This window comes from Halobellus sp. LT62 (assembly GCF_037031285.1).
In the GTDB taxonomy this organism is placed as follows: domain Archaea; phylum Halobacteriota; class Halobacteria; order Halobacteriales; family Haloferacaceae; genus Haloquadratum; species Haloquadratum salinisoli.
Genome location: NZ_JAYEZO010000001.1, coordinates 339,004 through 355,005 on the forward strand (window position 1 = coordinate 339,004; position 16,002 = coordinate 355,005).

Annotated in this window: 17 protein-coding genes and 1 tRNA gene; 9 read left to right on the forward strand and 9 right to left on the reverse strand. The window is 66.3% G+C overall.

The features are described from left to right. Positions 1 to 17: 17 nt before the first annotated feature. On the reverse strand, positions 18 to 713 hold the full coding sequence (locus U5919_RS01600; protein ID WP_336021774.1) for a DUF6989 domain-containing protein: 696 nt from the start codon (positions 711 to 713) through the stop codon (positions 18 to 20). 213 nt (positions 714 to 926) lie between these two features. Here U5919_RS01600 and U5919_RS01605 point away from each other — a divergent pair, with 213 nt between their 5' ends. The 6 genes from U5919_RS01605 to U5919_RS01630 all read left to right on the forward strand — a co-directional run bounded on the left by U5919_RS01605 (position 927) and on the right by U5919_RS01630 (position 6,923). Further along, positions 927 to 2,657 (forward strand): histidine kinase N-terminal 7TM domain-containing protein, encoded by a 1,731-nt coding sequence (locus tag U5919_RS01605; RefSeq protein ID WP_336021775.1) that lies wholly within the window; start codon positions 927 to 929, stop codon positions 2,655 to 2,657. A gap of 103 nt (positions 2,658 to 2,760) precedes the next feature. After that, positions 2,761 to 2,845 (forward strand) — tRNA-Ser (locus tag U5919_RS01610). Between the two features lie 200 nt (positions 2,846 to 3,045). Beyond that, a complete protein-coding gene (pth2, locus tag U5919_RS01615) occupies positions 3,046 to 3,384 on the forward strand; it encodes a peptidyl-tRNA hydrolase Pth2 (RefSeq protein ID WP_336021776.1) in 339 nt (112 codons plus the stop codon). 98 nt (positions 3,385 to 3,482) lie between these two features. Beyond that, positions 3,483 to 4,535, forward strand: coding sequence for a PAS domain-containing sensor histidine kinase (locus U5919_RS01620; protein WP_336021777.1), 1,053 nt, complete (start codon positions 3,483 to 3,485; stop codon positions 4,533 to 4,535). Positions 4,536 to 4,691: 156 nt separating this feature from the next. Beyond that, positions 4,692 to 6,104 carry a tRNA pseudouridine(13) synthase TruD gene (gene truD / locus U5919_RS01625; protein WP_336021778.1) on the forward strand — a complete coding sequence of 471 codons (1,413 nt, stop codon included), beginning with the start codon at positions 4,692 to 4,694 and terminating at the stop codon, positions 6,102 to 6,104. A gap of 93 nt (positions 6,105 to 6,197) precedes the next feature. Continuing rightward, positions 6,198 to 6,923, forward strand: coding sequence for a DUF2103 domain-containing protein (locus tag U5919_RS01630; protein ID WP_336021779.1), 726 nt, complete (start codon positions 6,198 to 6,200; stop codon positions 6,921 to 6,923). Positions 6,924 to 6,937: 14 nt separating this feature from the next. On the opposite strand, the gene U5919_RS01635 is transcribed toward U5919_RS01630, so the two are convergent. After that, positions 6,938 to 7,699: a 4-phosphopantoate--beta-alanine ligase gene (locus tag U5919_RS01635; protein WP_336021780.1), complete on the reverse strand. Its 762-nt coding sequence runs from the start codon at positions 7,697 to 7,699 to the stop codon at positions 6,938 to 6,940. A 109-nt stretch (positions 7,700 to 7,808) separates the two neighbouring features. After that, complete coding sequence (locus U5919_RS01640; protein ID WP_336021781.1) at positions 7,809 to 8,702, reverse strand: pantoate kinase; 894 nt, start codon at positions 8,700 to 8,702, stop codon at positions 7,809 to 7,811. A gap of 109 nt (positions 8,703 to 8,811) precedes the next feature. Here U5919_RS01640 and U5919_RS01645 point away from each other — a divergent pair, with 109 nt between their 5' ends. Both U5919_RS01645 and U5919_RS01650 read left to right on the forward strand, forming a co-directional pair. Next, positions 8,812 to 9,114 carry a UPF0175 family protein gene (locus U5919_RS01645; RefSeq protein ID WP_336021782.1) on the forward strand — a complete coding sequence of 101 codons (303 nt, stop codon included), beginning with the start codon at positions 8,812 to 8,814 and terminating at the stop codon, positions 9,112 to 9,114. Continuing rightward, the gene (locus U5919_RS01650) at positions 9,115 to 9,642 is read left to right on the forward strand and encodes a PIN domain-containing protein (RefSeq protein WP_336021783.1); all 528 of its coding nucleotides are present in this window, start codon (positions 9,115 to 9,117) and stop codon (positions 9,640 to 9,642) included. Positions 9,643 to 9,757: 115 nt separating this feature from the next. On the opposite strand, the gene aspS is transcribed toward U5919_RS01650, so the two are convergent. After that, positions 9,758 to 11,062 (reverse strand): aspartate--tRNA(Asn) ligase, encoded by a 1,305-nt coding sequence (aspS, locus tag U5919_RS01655; RefSeq protein ID WP_336021784.1) that lies wholly within the window; start codon positions 11,060 to 11,062, stop codon positions 9,758 to 9,760. 278 nt (positions 11,063 to 11,340) lie between these two features. On the opposite strand from aspS, the gene U5919_RS01660 reads away from it, so the two are divergent. Further along, positions 11,341 to 11,517: a hypothetical protein gene (locus tag U5919_RS01660; protein WP_336021785.1), complete on the forward strand. Its 177-nt coding sequence runs from the start codon at positions 11,341 to 11,343 to the stop codon at positions 11,515 to 11,517. Positions 11,518 to 11,654: 137 nt separating this feature from the next. Here U5919_RS01660 and U5919_RS01665 read toward each other — a convergent pair whose 3' ends face one another. The 5 genes from U5919_RS01665 to U5919_RS01685 form a co-directional block, all read right to left on the reverse strand. After that, positions 11,655 to 12,377 (reverse strand): phosphoglycerol geranylgeranyltransferase, encoded by a 723-nt coding sequence (locus U5919_RS01665; protein WP_336021786.1) that lies wholly within the window; start codon positions 12,375 to 12,377, stop codon positions 11,655 to 11,657. 62 nt (positions 12,378 to 12,439) lie between these two features. Further along, on the reverse strand, positions 12,440 to 13,105 hold the full coding sequence (locus tag U5919_RS01670; protein ID WP_336021787.1) for a winged helix-turn-helix transcriptional regulator: 666 nt from the start codon (positions 13,103 to 13,105) through the stop codon (positions 12,440 to 12,442). Between the two features lie 71 nt (positions 13,106 to 13,176). Next, positions 13,177 to 14,253, reverse strand: coding sequence for a glutamate--cysteine ligase (locus tag U5919_RS01675; protein WP_336021788.1), 1,077 nt, complete (start codon positions 14,251 to 14,253; stop codon positions 13,177 to 13,179). Between the two features lie 122 nt (positions 14,254 to 14,375). After that, positions 14,376 to 15,017 (reverse strand): fibrillarin-like rRNA/tRNA 2'-O-methyltransferase, encoded by a 642-nt coding sequence (locus tag U5919_RS01680; protein ID WP_336021789.1) that lies wholly within the window; start codon positions 15,015 to 15,017, stop codon positions 14,376 to 14,378. After that, complete coding sequence (locus tag U5919_RS01685) at positions 15,014 to 15,892, reverse strand: NOP5/NOP56 family protein (protein ID WP_336021790.1); 879 nt, start codon at positions 15,890 to 15,892, stop codon at positions 15,014 to 15,016. The genes U5919_RS01680 and U5919_RS01685 overlap by 4 nt, the downstream gene beginning before the upstream one ends. Positions 15,893 to 16,002 lie beyond the last annotated feature (110 nt).

Genomic DNA, 16,002 nt, shown 5'->3' on the forward strand with positions numbered 1-16,002 from the left:
GTTCCGGTGGTCGGCGTTCACCCGCCGAGGGCGGCGAACAGGACGTACGTCCCGACGTAGCTGACGGAGATGACCGCTGCGAACGCGACGCCGCCGAGGAGGGGTCGGCGGAGGCGGACCAGCCAGTACAGCGCGGCGAACATCAGGCCCTCGCCGACGACGATGAACGCCGGCACGGTGCCGAGCATCGCCAGCGGGGCGGACTCGTACCACCAGATCCCCGCGAAGTGCGCGCCGTACTCGAAGAAGCCGATGAGCACCATCGCGGCGACGGAGGGGCCGATCGTCGCCGCGAGCGGTCCGAACTCCTCACTGAGCCGACGGCCGAGATAGCCGAAGTACGTGACGACGAGCGCCCACGACAGCGGCATGTACAGCGGCGATCCCACGAGCATCGGGAGCGAGTCGGGGTAGACCAACGACCCCGTCGAGACGAGAAACGCGTCGACACCGACTTCGAGGACGCCGGCGACGCTCCCGAGGACGAAGATATCGCGGACGGCCGAAGAGCGGAACGCGATCCAGACGCCAATCGCGTACAACAGGCCGTTGTACGCGTACGTCAGCCACAGCGGCGTCTCGAAGAGGGCGACGTGACCGAAGACGACCATATTCACACCGAGCCACCCGAGCATCTGCCTGTCGCTCGACGACAGCCCGTGCGACGTCCCGGCGAAGCGCTGTGTCGACGCAGTCTCTGGAGTTTTGCTCATCGAGGTATGCGGTCTCAACTCCCCTCGGAGAGAATAAATGTTCGCTCACCGCGATAATCGGAGATATCTGGTCCGCCAATGGTATCAAATACTCAATAATATCTGGTCCCATCGGCCATTCGATCTGCCGTCGTCAATCGATTGGGAGATTCGTCTCTCGACTGGTGGTTTGATGTATGAGTGTCCCATCGAGACAAGACGACCTGCCCTCATATGCCGTGGGAACTCACTGCGACGTCCGCCGTCGGGTTTGGGACGCTCCTCGTCTACGCAGTGCTGACACTCGTGGGTGCGTGGAACTGGGAGTCGCGCTGCGGGCCCGAAGTCACCGTGATGTTCGCCGTCGTCGGTCTCTCCGCGCTCGCGTACTCGATACAGATCGGGTACGACGTGGTCTCGACGCAGGTGTTCTGGTGGGAACTCACCTTCGCGCTCTCGACTGCCGCGCCGTTTCTCTGGCTGGTGTTCGTCGTCCAGTACGTCAGTCGCGCTGAGTGGTTGACGCCGCGACGCGCGGCGCTTTTCGCCCTCGAACCGACGGCGATGGTGGTCGCGATCGCGACGAATCCGATTCACGGACTCGTTTGGACCGTTCCGGCCGGTACGACGGCGTCTGCGGGGAGTGCGATCGAACTCGCCTTCGGTCCGCTCTACTACGGTCATCTGGTGCTCGCGTATCTCGTTGTAATGATCGGGATGGGGCTGATCCTCCTCGTGGGAATCCGCTGGTCGCTCGTTTACTGGAAGCAGGTGATCGTGTTGCTCGTCGCTCCGATCCCGCCGTTTCTCTCGAATATCGCGTTTATGCTCGGTGAGAGCCCGGTACCGCACCTCGATCTCACGCCGTTTACCTTCGCGCTCACCGGGGTCTTCATCGTGCTCGGTCTGTATCAGTTCGATCTGCTCGAACGGGTCCCGATCGCCCGCCAGCAGGCGCTTCAAGTGATGGGCGACGGACTCGTCGTCCTCGACGCGGACCGTACTGTCGTCCAAGTCGACGACATCACCCGGCGGATTCTCGACCCGCCGCCGCGGGTCGGACGTCCGATCGACTCCGTGTTCCCCGATACGCCGTTCGAGCAGCTCCACGGCACGACCGTCACCGACGGGAACAACCTCGCTTACGACATCCGAATCGCGGAACTGACCGACGAACGCGGCGATCGAATCGGGTATGCGTTGATGCTCCGTGACGTCACCAGCCGATACCGTTACGAACAACGCCTCGAAGTGGCGAACCGGGTGCTCCGACACAACCTCCGAAACGATATGAACGTCGTGCGCGGGTACGCCGAGATGGTCGCTTCCGGCTCGGAAGCCGACGCGGGCCGAGCCGCACGCTCGATACTCGATCGCACCGAAGGCCTGCTCACCGTCAGTGACAAGGCCCGGAAGGTGTCCGAACTCGACGATTCCCACGCGCTGGCACCGAACGTCCACGACGTCACTGCGATCGTCGCCGGCGTCGTCCACCAAGCTCGGGGCTCGTATTCCGACATCGAGTTCACGTTCGACAGCGGGTCCCACGTGGATGCCAAACTGACTGACGCCGGAGCGGTCGCGACGGCCGTCGAGGAAGTGATCGAACTGCTCGCCGGGCAACCCGGGACGACCGAGATCGCTCTCGTCGTCGACGAGCGAGACGACGTCGTCATCCGGATCGAATCCGACGGCCCCGGAATTCCCGAGGTCGATCGCGAGACGCTCTCTGTCGGGTCTGAAACGCCGCTACAGCACGCCGAAGGGCTCGGGATGTGGCTCGCGTACTGGTGCGTGACAGAAAACGCCGGAACGCTCTCGTTCGGCGACGGATCCGAGAATAAGGCAGTCGACGCCGACGCTGCGTCGGTCGATGCTGCGCCGGCCGATCCGTCGACCGCTGACGCAGACACCGGTGAGACGGCGACGAGCGTAGTTTTCACACTCCCCGGGGCAGATTCGTAAGGAGGCCACTCGGAATGCGCCTTGCGACGGCTACCCAGCCGCCGACCGCGGTCTCCGAAAATCGAAACCGATTAAACGCATCGCGGCCGACGTACGGGTGTAAGCCGAGGTAGCCTAGCCTGGCCAAGGCGGCAGATTCGAAATCTGCTGTCCATTCGGACACGTGAGTTCAAATCTCACCCTCGGCGCTGATACCTGATCAACCCGGAGCGGCGCGTCTCGTCGCGCCGTGGTACGCGTTGATCAGTCGGCTGTAACCACGTGAGATTTGAATCAGGGAGCGTTGCGAGTGTAACGAGCAACCCGGCGAGTCGCGAGTGCGGCGCATCGAGCGTGCAAACGCGGACTAAAGCGAGGACATATACGACGGCGCGCGTCACGGTGGCGTATGAAGCAGGCCATCGTCGCTCGGACCGACCTCGGGATGGGCCGCGGGAAGCTCGCCGCACAGGTCGCACACGCGTCGCTGTCGGCCGTCGAGGACGCCGACGAACGGACCAAGAAGCGGTGGAAAGGCGAGGGACAGAAGAAGATCGTCCTCAAAGCCAGCGGCGAGGCGGAGCTGTTCCGGTTGGCCGACGAGGCCGAGCGACTCGGCTTGCCGAACGCGATCGTCCGCGACGCCGGGCACACGCAGTTGGAGCCCGGAACGGTGACCTGTCTGGCCGTCGGGCCCGCCCGCGACGACGACGTCGACCGGGTAACCGGCGAGCTCTCGCTGTATTGACGTCGACCGACTGAGGGCGCTCGACGACCGAGAACGGCTGTCGATCGGAGCGAAAACGGCCAAACGACTTACCACTGATCCGAACGGAGAGCCAGTCAATGAGGGAGTTCGCGGCGGGAATCGGCGGTGCGCTCGGGCAACTCGTCGACGGGATGGGGGACGCCGTGGTCGTCCGCGACGCCGCCAGCGGCGAGCTCCTCGCGGTCAACGACGCCGTCGAGACCGTGTTCGGCTGCGTGCCCGACCCGGAGCGAGATCTCGACGACGCCTGCGCCGTGGAGCCGACACGGGCCGCCGAAGCGCGTGAGAACGCGATATACCGGGCGCAGCGGTCCTCGCCCGCAGCGTTCCGGTGGAAGGCAGAGCGGTCGGACGGGACGGCGTTTTGGGCCGAATCGACCGTGTCGACCACGGTCATCGACGGACGGGAGGTGCTCGTGAGCGTCGTCCGCGACGTGACAGAGCGGACCGAGCGCGAACGCGAACTCGAACGGCTCGCGGAGATCCTGACGCACGATCTAAAGAGCCCGTTGAACGCCGCGAACGCGCAGGTGAACATCCTCCGCTCGGAGGTCGAGGGCGGCGAGGAGTTCCTTGACCGGCTCAAACGCGTCCACGACAGGATGGGCTCGATCGTCGCCGACGTCCGGGCGCTGATCGACGGGAGCCGATCGCACGGGCTGACGCTCGAATCAGTGGATCTGAGGCGGGTCGTCGCCGACGCGTGGGAGGCCGTCGGCGGGCAGGGCGACGAGATCGATCCGACGTGGAGCGGGAACACCGACGCGAGCCTCGTCGTCGAGGGCGACTTGGGGACGGTCACCGCCGACGAACGACGGCTCTGCCGACTCTTCGAGAACCTCTTCGAGAACGCCCTTCGACACGCGGGCGACGACGCCGACTGCGTCACGGTGACGGTGTCGCCGACGCCGACCGGGATCGCCGTCGCCGACGACGGTGTCGGCGTGCCGGCGGCCGACCGCGACCGCGTCTTCGAGTACGGGTACACCACTGCTGCCGGCGGGACGGGCTTCGGGCTCAACATCGTCGCCGCGACGGTCGAATCGCACGGTTGGGACATCACGGTGTGCGATTCCAGCACCGGCGGAGCCTGTTTCGAGATCACTGGGATGCGCGGGCCCGCCGAGTGATCGGTCAAGCGAATCGCCGCGGGGACTGACCAGTCGGGCGCGTCGCCGCGGGCATCGACGGGGATCACGAGCGCGTCGGCGTCGGCACCGACGGCCCGCACAGACGACAAACCGGAGCGACCTTACGCCCGCGGGGGAAACCCCCGAACACACCAGATGCGTGCGGCCCACCCCCTCGAACGACGTGTCGGGATCGAGCACTACTACAGCGACGTCGACGGCACCGGCGGCCGCCTGCGGACGAAACCGGCTGACTTCCGCGTCCGCGAACTGGAGGCCATGGACCCCGAACCGCTCAGTACCGACGCGGGCGACTACCCCCATCTGCTCGTCCGCGCGACGCTCCGTGGATGGGATACGAACGACTTCGCTCGTCGACTCTCGAACGCCCTCGGAATCAGCCGCGAGCGGGTCTCATGGGCCGGAACGAAGGACAAGTACGCGATAACGACCCAGCTGTTCTCGGTTCGGGACGTCGATCCCGACGACTTCCCCGAGATCGACGACGCCGATGTCGAGGTCCTCGGACGAATCGGCCGACGGCTCCACTTCGGCGATCTGGCGGGCAACGCGTTCGAGATCCGCGTTCGCGAGGCCGACGTCGAGCCCGTCGAATCGATCACCGCGGAGTTACACGAGCGGGTCGCGGGCGACGGTTCGTCGACCGAACGGACCGAGAGCGAGGATGACGACGACGGCCCCGCCGCTGAGGCCGCGACCGACGTCGCCGTCCCCAACTACTTCGGCCACCAGCGGTTCGGGAGCCGACGGCCCGTCACCCACGAGGTCGGCCTGTGCGTCGCCCGCGGCGAGTGGCGCGAGGCGGTTCTGGCGTACGTCGGCAACCCGTACGAGGCAGAACCCGACGACACGCGGGCGGCCCGCGCCTTCGTCGACGAGCAGGCCGAGCGCGCGGATCCGGACTGGCGGGGCGCGCTCGATCGGATGCCCGGCGCGCTCCGCTTCGAGCGCTCGATGCTGCACCGTCTACACGAGGACGGAGACGACACGCCCGCAGACTGGCGACACGCGCTGGAAGCCGTTCCGCGAAACCTCCAGCGGCTGTTCGTCAACGCCGCGCAGTCGTACGCCTTCAACCGGATCGTGAGCGAGCGGCTCTCGCGCGGCCTGCCGCTCGCCCGTCCGGTCGACGGCGACGTCGTGTGTTTCGCCGATCGGGACGCTCCGGAGGGGCTCTACCGCCCGGACACGGACCGCACGCAGGTCGCGACCGACCGCCGCGTCGACGTGATGGCTCGCCACTGCGAGCGCGGACGGGCGTTCGTCACCGCGCCGCTCGTCGGCACCGAGACCGAACTGGCAGACGGAGAACCGGGCGACGTCGAGCGCGCGGTCCTCGACGAACTCGGGCTCATCCCGGGCGATTTCGATCTCCCCGGCGAGTTTCATTCGACGGGCACCCGGCGGGCCGTCCTCCTGCGGACGCGCGTTGCGTCCGAGGTCGACGCCGCCGAGGACGCCTACGGACTGTCGTTCTCGCTCCCGTCCGGGTCGTACGCGACGGTCTTGCTGCGGGAGTACCTGAAGACGAGCCCGGTCGACCTGTGACCGGCTCGCCGCGTCGCTGTCCACGGCACCCACTCACAGCGCGTCGGCGCGCCCGATAGCCGCGCTTTTATTTTCCCCTCGCTTTCTCCCGCTATGGACTGTCGGCGGTGCGGCACGCCCCTCGAACGCCCCGGCGACTACTGCCTCGTCTGCAACACCGGAAACTGCGACGCCGTCGTCGTCGACTTCGAGCGCGACCGCGCGGAGCTGACGATGCTCGACGAGAAGGAGGTCGTCGGACGGACGACGCTGACGACCGTCCCCGAGGACGATCCCGAGTCCGAGACCGTCGAACTCCGGAACTTCGCGGGCCGCGTCGCCGACGAGATCCGCCGGAAACGTCCCGACGCGGTGTTCGCGTCGGGGAACCGCGACGTCCTCCGCGAGGCCCGCGCGCAACTGCACCACGAGTTCTATCGGGTCGCCGGCGACGACCCCGTCGAGCGGGTGGTAGAGCGCCGCGGCGAGCGGTCGCTGGAAGTCGTCGAGACGGCCCCCCGAGAGAAAATCGGGGGCACGCACTCGACGCTCATCGGCGGGCGCGGCGGTCGGCGGGCCATTGGCGTCGTCGCCGACCACCCGCACGTGAAAAAGATCGTTCCGGGGCCGATCGACGCCGGCGGAATGGGCTCACAGACCGGCCTGCGTGCGAAGGTGACCCGCGCCGACGACAACGGAAACGTTCGGTTGCTGCTTCGGGACGGTTCCAGCGTGCAGGAAAACCGGATCGTGACGACCGCGATGGACCGGGAAACAGGAGAGTTCGTCCGCGACGACCTCAACGAGGCGCTCACCGAGGCGGAGCTTCGAGAGGCCTGACGGCGAGTTGTCGGTTAGTCGAGGTTCCCGCCACGAATCGCCTCTTCAGCCGCGACCAACGCCGCCTCCGGGTCGAAGTCGGCGACGATCGCCTCCAACTCTTCTCGCGAGACGTCGCGCAGCGATTCGGCGTGTTTCGTGACGTTTGGCACCGCGCGGACGATGTTGTCGATGATCGGGATCGCGGCCGTCTGCGCCGACCGCGACAGCGGGTTCAGGTCGATGACGATCTCGGATTTTCCCATCGCCGCGAGCGCCTCCGCGCGGTCGCCGTCCTCCAGCGGGACGAGCACGACGTCGGCCGCGCCGATACCGTCGGCGTCGACCTTCGAGCGCTCGTGTTCCAAACCCGGGATCCGCGCGTCGGCGGTCAGTCCTTTGATCTCGACGCCCGCCTCCTCGCCCCCGTGCTCGCGGAGGTGCTCGGTAATCGCCCGCATCCGCTCGTCCGTTCGGTTGAAGAGGTTCACCTCGACGTCGGCGTCGACGGCGGCCGCGAGTTCGATCATCTCGCCGGGGACGAGCGCGGCGACGTTGCCGTTGACCGAGAGGACGGGCCGCTCCGCGAGGAGCAACAGCGCGGCGGCCGCGCGCTCGGCCTCGTCCGCCGAGTCGGTCGTCCGTTCGCCGAGGAGGTAGTCGAACGCCTCGCCGCGCCCCTCGGCGATGAGGCCCTGCTTGCTCGTGATTCCCTTTTCGACCCCTGCCTCGATGCGGTGTCGCGTCAAGAGCGACAGATAGCGGGGGTGGCTCTCGGGGACGTCGATCTCGCTCATACGTCGAAATCGATGGGTCGAAGGAAAAGCGGGCCGATTCGCGTCGGCCGGGATGGGTTGGGTCGGGATGCGTCGCGCGCCGCTTCACGCGGCGCGCGTCCGCGCCGACTCACTCGCTGGTCGGTTCCGAGACGTCCCCGATTCCGGTCGGTCGGAGCGTCGCACCCGTGGGGTAGACGGAACAGACCTCGGGGTCGTACCCGGCCGTCGAGAGATCGTCACCGAACGCGAAGACGGTGTCTCCGAGCATCGCCATCGAGGCGTCGCCCCCCCCGGCGCGGACCGCCGAAACGGCGTCCGCGACGCGGTCGGTGAGCAGGTCGGCGTCGCGGGCGAACCGCCGGGAGAGTTCGACGAGCCGGCCGACCGTGGGCTCGTCTCGCAGGTTCGAGAGCGCGCGTTCGCCCGCGGCGGTCAGCGCCGTGGTGTCGCCCGAGAGCACCGCTTCCGTCGAGACCGACCCGAAGGCGACGTACTCGACGCGCGGCGTCGCGGGGATGCCGTCCATCCGGCCGTGCCCCGGCGCGCCGGGTTCGAGTCGGATCGGCAGCCCGCCGCGGGCCTGTGCGACGACGTCGCCGAGCCCGGTTCCGGCCTCGACCTCGGCGACGTGTGCCAGTTCGACGAGGGCGTTCTCGCTGCGCCTGCAGTCGTAGGCGGCGTTGACGGCGTAGGCGGTGCCGAGCGCCATCGCGCCGGAGACGCCGAAGCCCGCGCCGAGCGGCAGCGGCGTCTCGGCGACGACCTGCGCGTTCGACGCCCCGAGGGCGTCGCGGACGGCGTCGACGGGCGCGACGTCGATCGGGTCGCCGTTCAGCGTGATCGCGGCGTCGCTGCAATCTATGTCGTCTGCGACATCGCCGCGGACGACGCGGACGTCGACGCCGTGCGACAGCGTGACACCCGCGCCGCGAGAGCCCGCCACCGCCGGGTCGTCGTCGGGGTGCGCGCTGAAGAATCCGGTTATGTGCCCGGGCACGAACGCCGCCGCCTCGTCGCTCATTGGCGTCGATTGCGCGGCCGCCGTTAAATCGGGCGCGGTTTCGGAGTCGAAACGCGGAGACGGACCGTCCACAGGTTCAAATACGATTACGTTATAATACAACGTATACGTGCCGTCAATAAGCGCCCGCATCCCCGACGACGAACGAGACGAGTTGGAGGAAGTCGCCGCACTCCTCGGGGAGGACAAGAGCTCGACGATTCGGAAGGCGTTGGACGAGGGGCTCGCACAGCTACGAATCCGCGTCGCCGTGGAGCGCTACCAGACGGGAGAGCTCTCGGTCAACCAAGCAGCGCGCGTCGCCGGCGTTCCGCTCGCGGACTGGCTGGAAATCTGTCGGGAGCGGAATCTGACGACACAGCTGTCGGCGACGGATCTCGAACGCGACGCCGAGGCAGCGCTGGATCTGTAGATGGACATTTATGTGGACGCGACGACGCTCATCGCCTTGGAGAGCGTCGGGGAGTTGGAACTGCTGACAAACTTCGATGGTGATGTGATGATCCCTCCGAGGGTTCTTGGCGAGATCACTGACGAACGGGCCGACCGGAACGTACAGCGTCTACTCCGAAGAGATTCGGCGTTTCTGGGTAGCAAATCGGGGATGGTGGATAAACACCATCAGAATGCGAGAGCGGTGCTCGGTGACGAGGAGGCGAACGGGGATGTCGCAATCATCACAGCAGTCCTCCGGGCGGACGAAATGAACGAACCGATCGCCGTCGTCTCCGACGATCAGCGTGTAAGGACCGTCGCCGACGAGTTTGGTGCGACTGTCACCGGCACGATCGGTGTCGTCGTCCGCGCCGTATACGGGGGAATGGATTCCGACGATGCAAAATCACTCGTTCGCCGTCTCGATTCGAATGGACTCCATATGACAGGTGAACTCCGCGAGACTGCCTATCGACTGATCGACGAAGCCGCCGAAGAAAACTGACGCAACCGATGAGTCCCGTTGCCCTACGGGCTCAGACGCTGACGATCTCGCGGGAACACCCTCGGACTCGCTTCACTCGTCCGACGAGCCCCCGCGAGACAGACAACGCCTTCGTCTACGGACTCAGGCGTTGTCTGTCTCGCGGGAACAGAACAGCCTCGCGGATGTTCTCCAGCCCGAGCATCGTCATCACGAGTCGCTCGCCGCCGAGCCCCCAGCCGGCGTGCGGCGGCATCCCGTATTTGAACATCTTCGTGTAGTACTCGAACTGGTCGGGGTCGAGCCCCTGCTGCTCGAAACCGGCGACGAGCTGGTCGTAGCGGTGTTCGCGCTGCCCCCCGGAGACCAGCTCCATCCGCGGGTGCATCATATCGAACCCCGTCGAGAGCTGCTCGTCGTCGGCGTGGTCCTTGATGTAGAACGGCTTGATCTCCGACGGCCAGTCGGTGATGAAGTAGTGCTCGCCGACGTCATCGCCCAGCGCGCGCTCGCCCTCCGTCGGGAGGTCGTCGCCCCAGACGAGTTGCTCGTCGAGCTCGCCGGTCGCGTTGATCCGCTGGATGGCCTCCTCGTAGGTGAGCCGCGGGAACTCGCCCTCCGGTACCTCGAACTCCTCGTCGAGGCCGAGCAGTTCCAGTTCGCGCTCGCAGTTCTCGGCGACGCCCTCGTAGGCGCTCTTGACGACGTGCTCGCAGGCGTCCATCGCCTCGGTGTGGTCGACGAACGCCGACTCGAAGTCGATCGAGGTCGCCTCGTTGAGGTGCCGGGGCGTGTTGTGCTCCTCGGCGCGGAAGATCGGGCCGATCTCGAAGACGCGTTCGAGGCCGGAACCGACCATCAGCTGCTTGAACAGCTGCGGCGACTGGTTCATAAACGCCTCCTCGCCGAAGTACGTGATCGGGAACAGCTCCGTGCCCCCCTCCGTGCCGGTGGCGACGATCTTCGGCGTGTTGATCTCGGTGCAGCCGAGGTCGCGGAAGGCCTCGCGAGCGGCGCGGAGAACCTCCGCGCGGATCTCGAAGATGGCCTTGACCTCCTCCTTTCGAAGGTCGAGCGTCCGGTTGTCGAGCCGCGTCGAGAGCTCGGCGTCGACCTTCCCGGAGGGGTCCAGCGGGAGCTGCGTGTCGGACTCGGCGAGCACCTCGATCGACTCCGGAAGGATCTCGACGTCCGTCGGCGCGCGCGGCTCCTCCTTGACGGAGCCGGAAACGCTGACGACGCTCTCGCGAGAGACGTTGAGACCGGTCTCGACGAGGTCGGCGTCCATCGAATCCTCTTCGAGTTTGATCTGGATCTTCCCCGATTTATCCCGGAGGATCAGGAAGGCGATCCCGCCGAGGTCCCGGACCTCGTGGACCCAGCCGGCGACCGTGACGTCGTCACCGGGCTCGGCGTCTGCAGTGTAGGTTCTGCCTTTCATACTCCGTGTTTCCGAGCGCCCGGCCTTAAAAACGGTCGATTCACATCCACCTTTTTTCCACGGAGGGGTCCTGCGGACCCCTCCGCGCAAAAACCTAGAGGAAAAATGCCGCCGAACTCGCGGCCTACGGCCGCTCGTCGGCGGTGAACCGCTCGCTTCGTCGCCGGCGCGCTGCGCCGGCTTCCAGCGAGACCTTCGGTCTCGTCCGGCTCGCGGATGCTCAATACAGGGTGTCTATTTATCAGAACCTGTTTATAGAGAAATCTCAAATAAAGAGTATGGCATTGAGCCCTCTCCAAGGAGTGAAGGAATTCGTCCCTGAATTTAAATGGTGGGCTTTACTAATTCTTCTTCTCGCTCTTTCAGCTCTCTTTCTTCCACTTCCAGAATCTCCCTTTTTCCTCGGGGGATCCCTTGCCATCATCTTATGGATACTCAAAAAAGACCTCTTTTAGAGCGGTAACTAAGCAGGCTTGTTCTCACGGCAGATTCACCGAAATCCGCCTGAAACCAACTCCTCACAAATCGTCTCTCTACACTCTCGCAAGCGAACAGAAAGAGATCAAACGCGAGCGGTCAGATCGAGAGAGCCCTACTCGACGACCGCTTCGGCGTGGGCGTCCTTGACGCCCTCGACGGTCTCGCGGACGGCGTCGACGCCCTCGTCGTGGAGGAGGTCGCCGACGACGATGGTGTCGGCGTGCTTGCCCATCTCGTAGGCAGCGTCGTAGTCGCGGATGCCGCCGCCGTAGAACAGCGTCGCGTCGTCGAGGGCGTCGCGGGCGGCGGCGACCTTCTCGGTGTCGCCGAAGGTTCCCGAATACTCGATGTAGACGATCTCCTGGCCGAACATCTTCTCGGCGACCGCGGCGAAGGAGGCGACGTCGTCGGCGCTCTGGTCGGTGTCGGCCTCAGTCAACTCCGCGACGGAGGCATCGGGATTCAGGACGATGTACGCTTCCGTGTACGTTCGGTCCCAGTCGAGCGGGCCGTCGATGCGGACCCACTCCTTGTGCGCGCCGGTGACCCAGAAGGACGACTCGGCGTTGAACACCGTCGGGATGAGATAGCCGTCGAGGTGGTCAGATTCGATGACGACGCCGGGGTTCGAGGGCTCTTGGTAGAGCGGCACGTCGTACCGCGAGCACGCCTCGACGACGCGCTCCATCTTCTCGGTCGTGATGTCGAGGGTGCCGCCGATCTCGATCGCGTCGGTCCCCGTCTGGCAGACGTCCGCGAACGTCTCACCGTCGGCGAGATCTTTGTCCGGGTCCACTTTCAGCACGTGGTCCCACTCAGTCCAAGGCCCGGTCATTGCAGATACCTCTCCCGGGCAACGTTAAAAATGGCGCGAAAGCGCGAACCGAACGCGACGCGCTACGCCTCGTCGTCGTCGTCCTCGTCCGCCGACGTGTCCTCTTCGACGTCGATGTCGACGCCTTCGGACGAGCCGTCCGCCTCGTCGTCGGCCGAATTCGATTCGGCCCCGCTCGCCGCGGACGAGCTCGGTCCGTCGGTGGCGTCGTCGACGGTAATGCTCACCGGTCCGACGCCGTCGTCGGCTTCGTCCCCGTCCGAGCGACCGAGCCGGCTGTCCAGATTGAACACCGTGTTCAGTTCCGACTGCACCTGCGCGGCGACGCCGCGGACGAGCTCGCTCGGGGCGATGGCGGTGTACTCGTAGGGGTTGTTGCCCGCACCCGCGCTCTCGCGCTTCTGGCGGGTGACGGTCTCCTCGTCGTGGAGCTCCGCGAGCGCTTCGCGGACGGTGCTCGGATACAGCCCCGTCCCGTCGGCGACTTCCTCGCTCGTCGAACGGGGGTTCTTGCGGAGGTAGACGTAGATCCGCGCCCGCGTCTCGGTGTCGAGCAACCACGCGAGGAGGTCGACGATCCCCTCGTCGAACTCCGAGACGGCGCGGTCGGCCTCGGCTTCGAGTCGCGCTCGCGGACCGCCATCGGATTCGCCCTCGGCGTCCTCGATCACGTCTTTGGGGTCCGTACTGCTCGCGTCGCTCTCGTCTGTGGACTCGTCGGAAGGCATCGTGTTCTACCCGAAAGGTCAAAACTCGCCGGACAAAAGCCTTTCTCAGATTCGCTCGCGAAACAGAGGTCTCAGTCGAGACAGAGCGCCTCACAGAGCGCGTCGGTCCCCGACTCTCGACGGATCCGACGCTGGCGCACGGATCCGCTTTCGCGTTCGAGCAGTCGCTCCAGTGCGTCGATTCCGAGGCGATCGGTCTCGGCTTCGACGAACGCTTCGAGCGAGACCGTGTCCGCGGCGTCCCGGGCGATGAAGTCCGCGTCTCGACCGTAGCGAACCGCGTGCCACTTGTTCGCGTCGAGGATCTCCCGCCGGACGGCGGTGCCGGATTCGCCGTCCTCGTAGCGTGCCGCGAGATCCTCGACGAGCGTGTAGACGTATTCGACGAACGCGACGGTGGCTTCGGGGTCCGTCTGGGTGTCCGGCGTCCTGACTTCGACGGTCCCGTGGCCGGTGTGCGGTCGAACGTCATACCAGAGCTCGCCGCGGTCCTCGATCGAGCCGAGTTCGACCATCTGCCGCTCGAACCGGCGGTACGCCTCGAAGTCCTCGAAGCGAGTCGGCATCCCCGTGTTCGGCAACGCCTCGAAGATCTTCGCGCGGGCGGAGGCGAGGCCGGTGTCGAAGTCGTACCAGTACGGCGAGTTCGCCGACAGCGCGAGCACCGGCGGGAGATACCAGCGCAGCTCGTTGGCGATCCACGTCGCCTTGTCGGCGTCGTCGACGCCGACGTGGACGTGCAGCCCGGAGGTGGTGTTTCGGTGCTGTGGGTACTGGATCCTGTCCAGTTGAGACTGGTACCGCGGCTTCGTCGCGTGGTCGAGTTCGCGCCACTTCGCCGTCGGGTGGAGCCCCGCCGCGGCGATGCGGTAGCCGTGCTCGGCGGCGTGATCGACGAGCGCCTCGCGAACGGTCCGAACGGTCGGCTCGACCTCCGAGAGATCCCCGATCAGTGGCGTCTGCGTCTCGATCGTGAACTGAAACAGCTCGTGGTCGATCCGGTCTTCGAGCACTCCCGACGGTGGGTGATCGTAGACGAGATCCGCGATACCCGACGTCGGGCGGCCTCGCTCGTCGACGATGTAGAACTCCTCTTCGACGCCGAGCGTGCCCATTTGATCGAAGGCGTCCGCCGACCCTAGTTCCATCGCCCCGTCGTTTGGGGCGGCCGATTAAATATGTCGCGGGCTCCGGCGAACGCTTCGCCATTCCGCGCGGTGGTCTGCTGGCGCGGTCAGCCCCACGGACCGCCGGCCGCACCCGTGTCCGCCTACTCTCGCGGCTCCGCGACGACCGCGAGGTGATCGTCGTGGAAGCGGTCTAACCGCCTCGTTTCGAGGATGTCGTACCCCTCGCGCAGCTCGTCGAGCGCGTCCTCGAAGACCGACTCGGGATCGTCGAGCACGTCCTCGCTGCGCGCTTTGATCGCAGCGAGCAGCCGCCCGTCGGACGCGAGGAACCGCCGATTGCGGAGCGCGACCGTCGCCTGTCCGCGCGTGGCGACGTCCTGAATCACGCAGTCGAGGTCGGACTCGACCACGTGCGCGTACGTCTCCGGCTTCCGCGCGTCTTTCAGAAGCGGAAAGAGATTCGGTCGCGATTCGGCGACAGACAGGAGATCGCGCGTCGGCCGCGGCGCGAACTCGACGGCGTACGTCGGCCCGGCGAAGTCGGCGACGTGCGAGACGGTCGTTCCCGACGCCGCACCCAGATAGAGGACGCGCTCGTCGCCGGCGAGGCCGACGTCCATTCCCAACTCCAGCATCGCGCCGAGCTTCGAGCGCCCCGCGTCCCACGCGCGCCAGCCGTCGGCGTCCCGCGGCTCACCGTACACCGTTTCGCCCCGCGTCGCGAGTCGCTCGCGGCCGTCGAATCGACGCCGCTCGACGCCGTCGGGGAGGTCGGGAGTCATTCGTCTTCCTCCCGCGCGCGGATCGTCGCCATTCGCTCGTCGAGGTCGTCGTGGACGGACGGTTTGAACTCGCCGGAGTAGTAGTCGATCCGCGCCGCGATTGCGAGCTTTCCGGCGAAGGCGCGGGCGGCCGAGCCGCGGTTCTCGGGATGCGTTCCGCGGACGTACTCGTGGGTGAAGATGACGCCGTGCTTCGGCGACGATCCGCGGCCGCGGAGGTGCGCGAACAGAGCGTCTTCCGCCCCCAGCACCTGCACCGTCCCAGCGGGCTTCTTCGCCAGCGACTCCAGCCCGCCCGCCAGCGAGAGCAACCGTGCGGCGAGGACCGGCCCGGCCATCTCCGCGAGGTTCGGCGCGACCGCCGGCGCGTTCGACTCGACGAACGATCGAAGCGCCGCGCGCTCGTCGTCGAGGTCGACGATCCGCTCGGCGAGCGAGACGAGTCGCTCCTCGGCGGGCGACTGCGGCGTCCACTCGGCGACCGCGCGCGCACCGTCGATCCCGCCGAGTGCGTCGGTCGCGCGGGCTTCCACCTCGGAGCCGTCGGTAAGCGAACCGGCCCACTCGGCGAGCCGTTCGGCGAGTTCGTTGGCCGTGCGTTCAGTGTCGTCCATCGCTCTAATTGTATGAACGAGTTGCTGGTCATCCGCGCGATCACGTTCCCTGACGGCCTCGCGCGTCGCGTGCAGCGTCACCTCGTGGAGTTTGTTGTAGTAGCCGTCTTCGTCCGTTGCGAAGCCCGACTCGATGGCTTTGATCGGCCAGTTCTGGGGTTGGTCGACTTCCCCGTCGGAAATCGCGGTTGTTGCCGCTTCGAGGTCGCCCGGATCGAGATCTGTGAACCATCCCGTCTGTTCGGGATTTGAGCCGCTCATAGGCTCCGTTGCGGTCGAAGGTGTATATGCGTTCGCGAAAGAAATTGCGCTGTTGGGCTCAATACGCCGCCGACGATTCGCTCATACCGGAGCGGTGCCGCTCCGTTTAT

Bases quoted from the DNA above. Each gene is read 5' to 3' on its own strand.
- U5919_RS01600 (WP_336021774.1), bottom strand. From the start codon at position 713: ATGAGCAAAACTCCAGAGACTGCGTCGACACAGCGCTTCGCCGGGACG.
- U5919_RS01605 (WP_336021775.1), top strand. From the start codon at position 927: ATGCCGTGGGAACTCACTGCGACGTCCGCCGTCGGGTTTGGGACGCTC.
- pth2 (WP_336021776.1), top strand. From the start codon at position 3,046: ATGAAGCAGGCCATCGTCGCTCGGACCGACCTCGGGATGGGCCGCGGG.
- U5919_RS01620 (WP_336021777.1), top strand. From the start codon at position 3,483: ATGAGGGAGTTCGCGGCGGGAATCGGCGGTGCGCTCGGGCAACTCGTC.
- truD (WP_336021778.1), top strand. From the start codon at position 4,692: ATGCGTGCGGCCCACCCCCTCGAACGACGTGTCGGGATCGAGCACTAC.
- U5919_RS01630 (WP_336021779.1), top strand. From the start codon at position 6,198: ATGGACTGTCGGCGGTGCGGCACGCCCCTCGAACGCCCCGGCGACTAC.
- U5919_RS01635 (WP_336021780.1), bottom strand. From the start codon at position 7,699: ATGAGCGAGATCGACGTCCCCGAGAGCCACCCCCGCTATCTGTCGCTC.
- U5919_RS01640 (WP_336021781.1), bottom strand. From the start codon at position 8,702: ATGAGCGACGAGGCGGCGGCGTTCGTGCCCGGGCACATAACCGGATTC.
- U5919_RS01650 (WP_336021783.1), top strand. From the start codon at position 9,115: ATGGACATTTATGTGGACGCGACGACGCTCATCGCCTTGGAGAGCGTC.
- aspS (WP_336021784.1), bottom strand. From the start codon at position 11,062: ATGAAAGGCAGAACCTACACTGCAGACGCCGAGCCCGGTGACGACGTC.
- U5919_RS01660 (WP_336021785.1), top strand. From the start codon at position 11,341: ATGGCATTGAGCCCTCTCCAAGGAGTGAAGGAATTCGTCCCTGAATTT.
- U5919_RS01665 (WP_336021786.1), bottom strand. From the start codon at position 12,377: ATGACCGGGCCTTGGACTGAGTGGGACCACGTGCTGAAAGTGGACCCG.
- U5919_RS01670 (WP_336021787.1), bottom strand. From the start codon at position 13,105: ATGCCTTCCGACGAGTCCACAGACGAGAGCGACGCGAGCAGTACGGAC.
- U5919_RS01675 (WP_336021788.1), bottom strand. From the start codon at position 14,253: ATGGAACTAGGGTCGGCGGACGCCTTCGATCAAATGGGCACGCTCGGC.
- U5919_RS01680 (WP_336021789.1), bottom strand. From the start codon at position 15,017: ATGACTCCCGACCTCCCCGACGGCGTCGAGCGGCGTCGATTCGACGGC.
- U5919_RS01685 (WP_336021790.1), bottom strand. From the start codon at position 15,892: ATGAGCGGCTCAAATCCCGAACAGACGGGATGGTTCACAGATCTCGAT.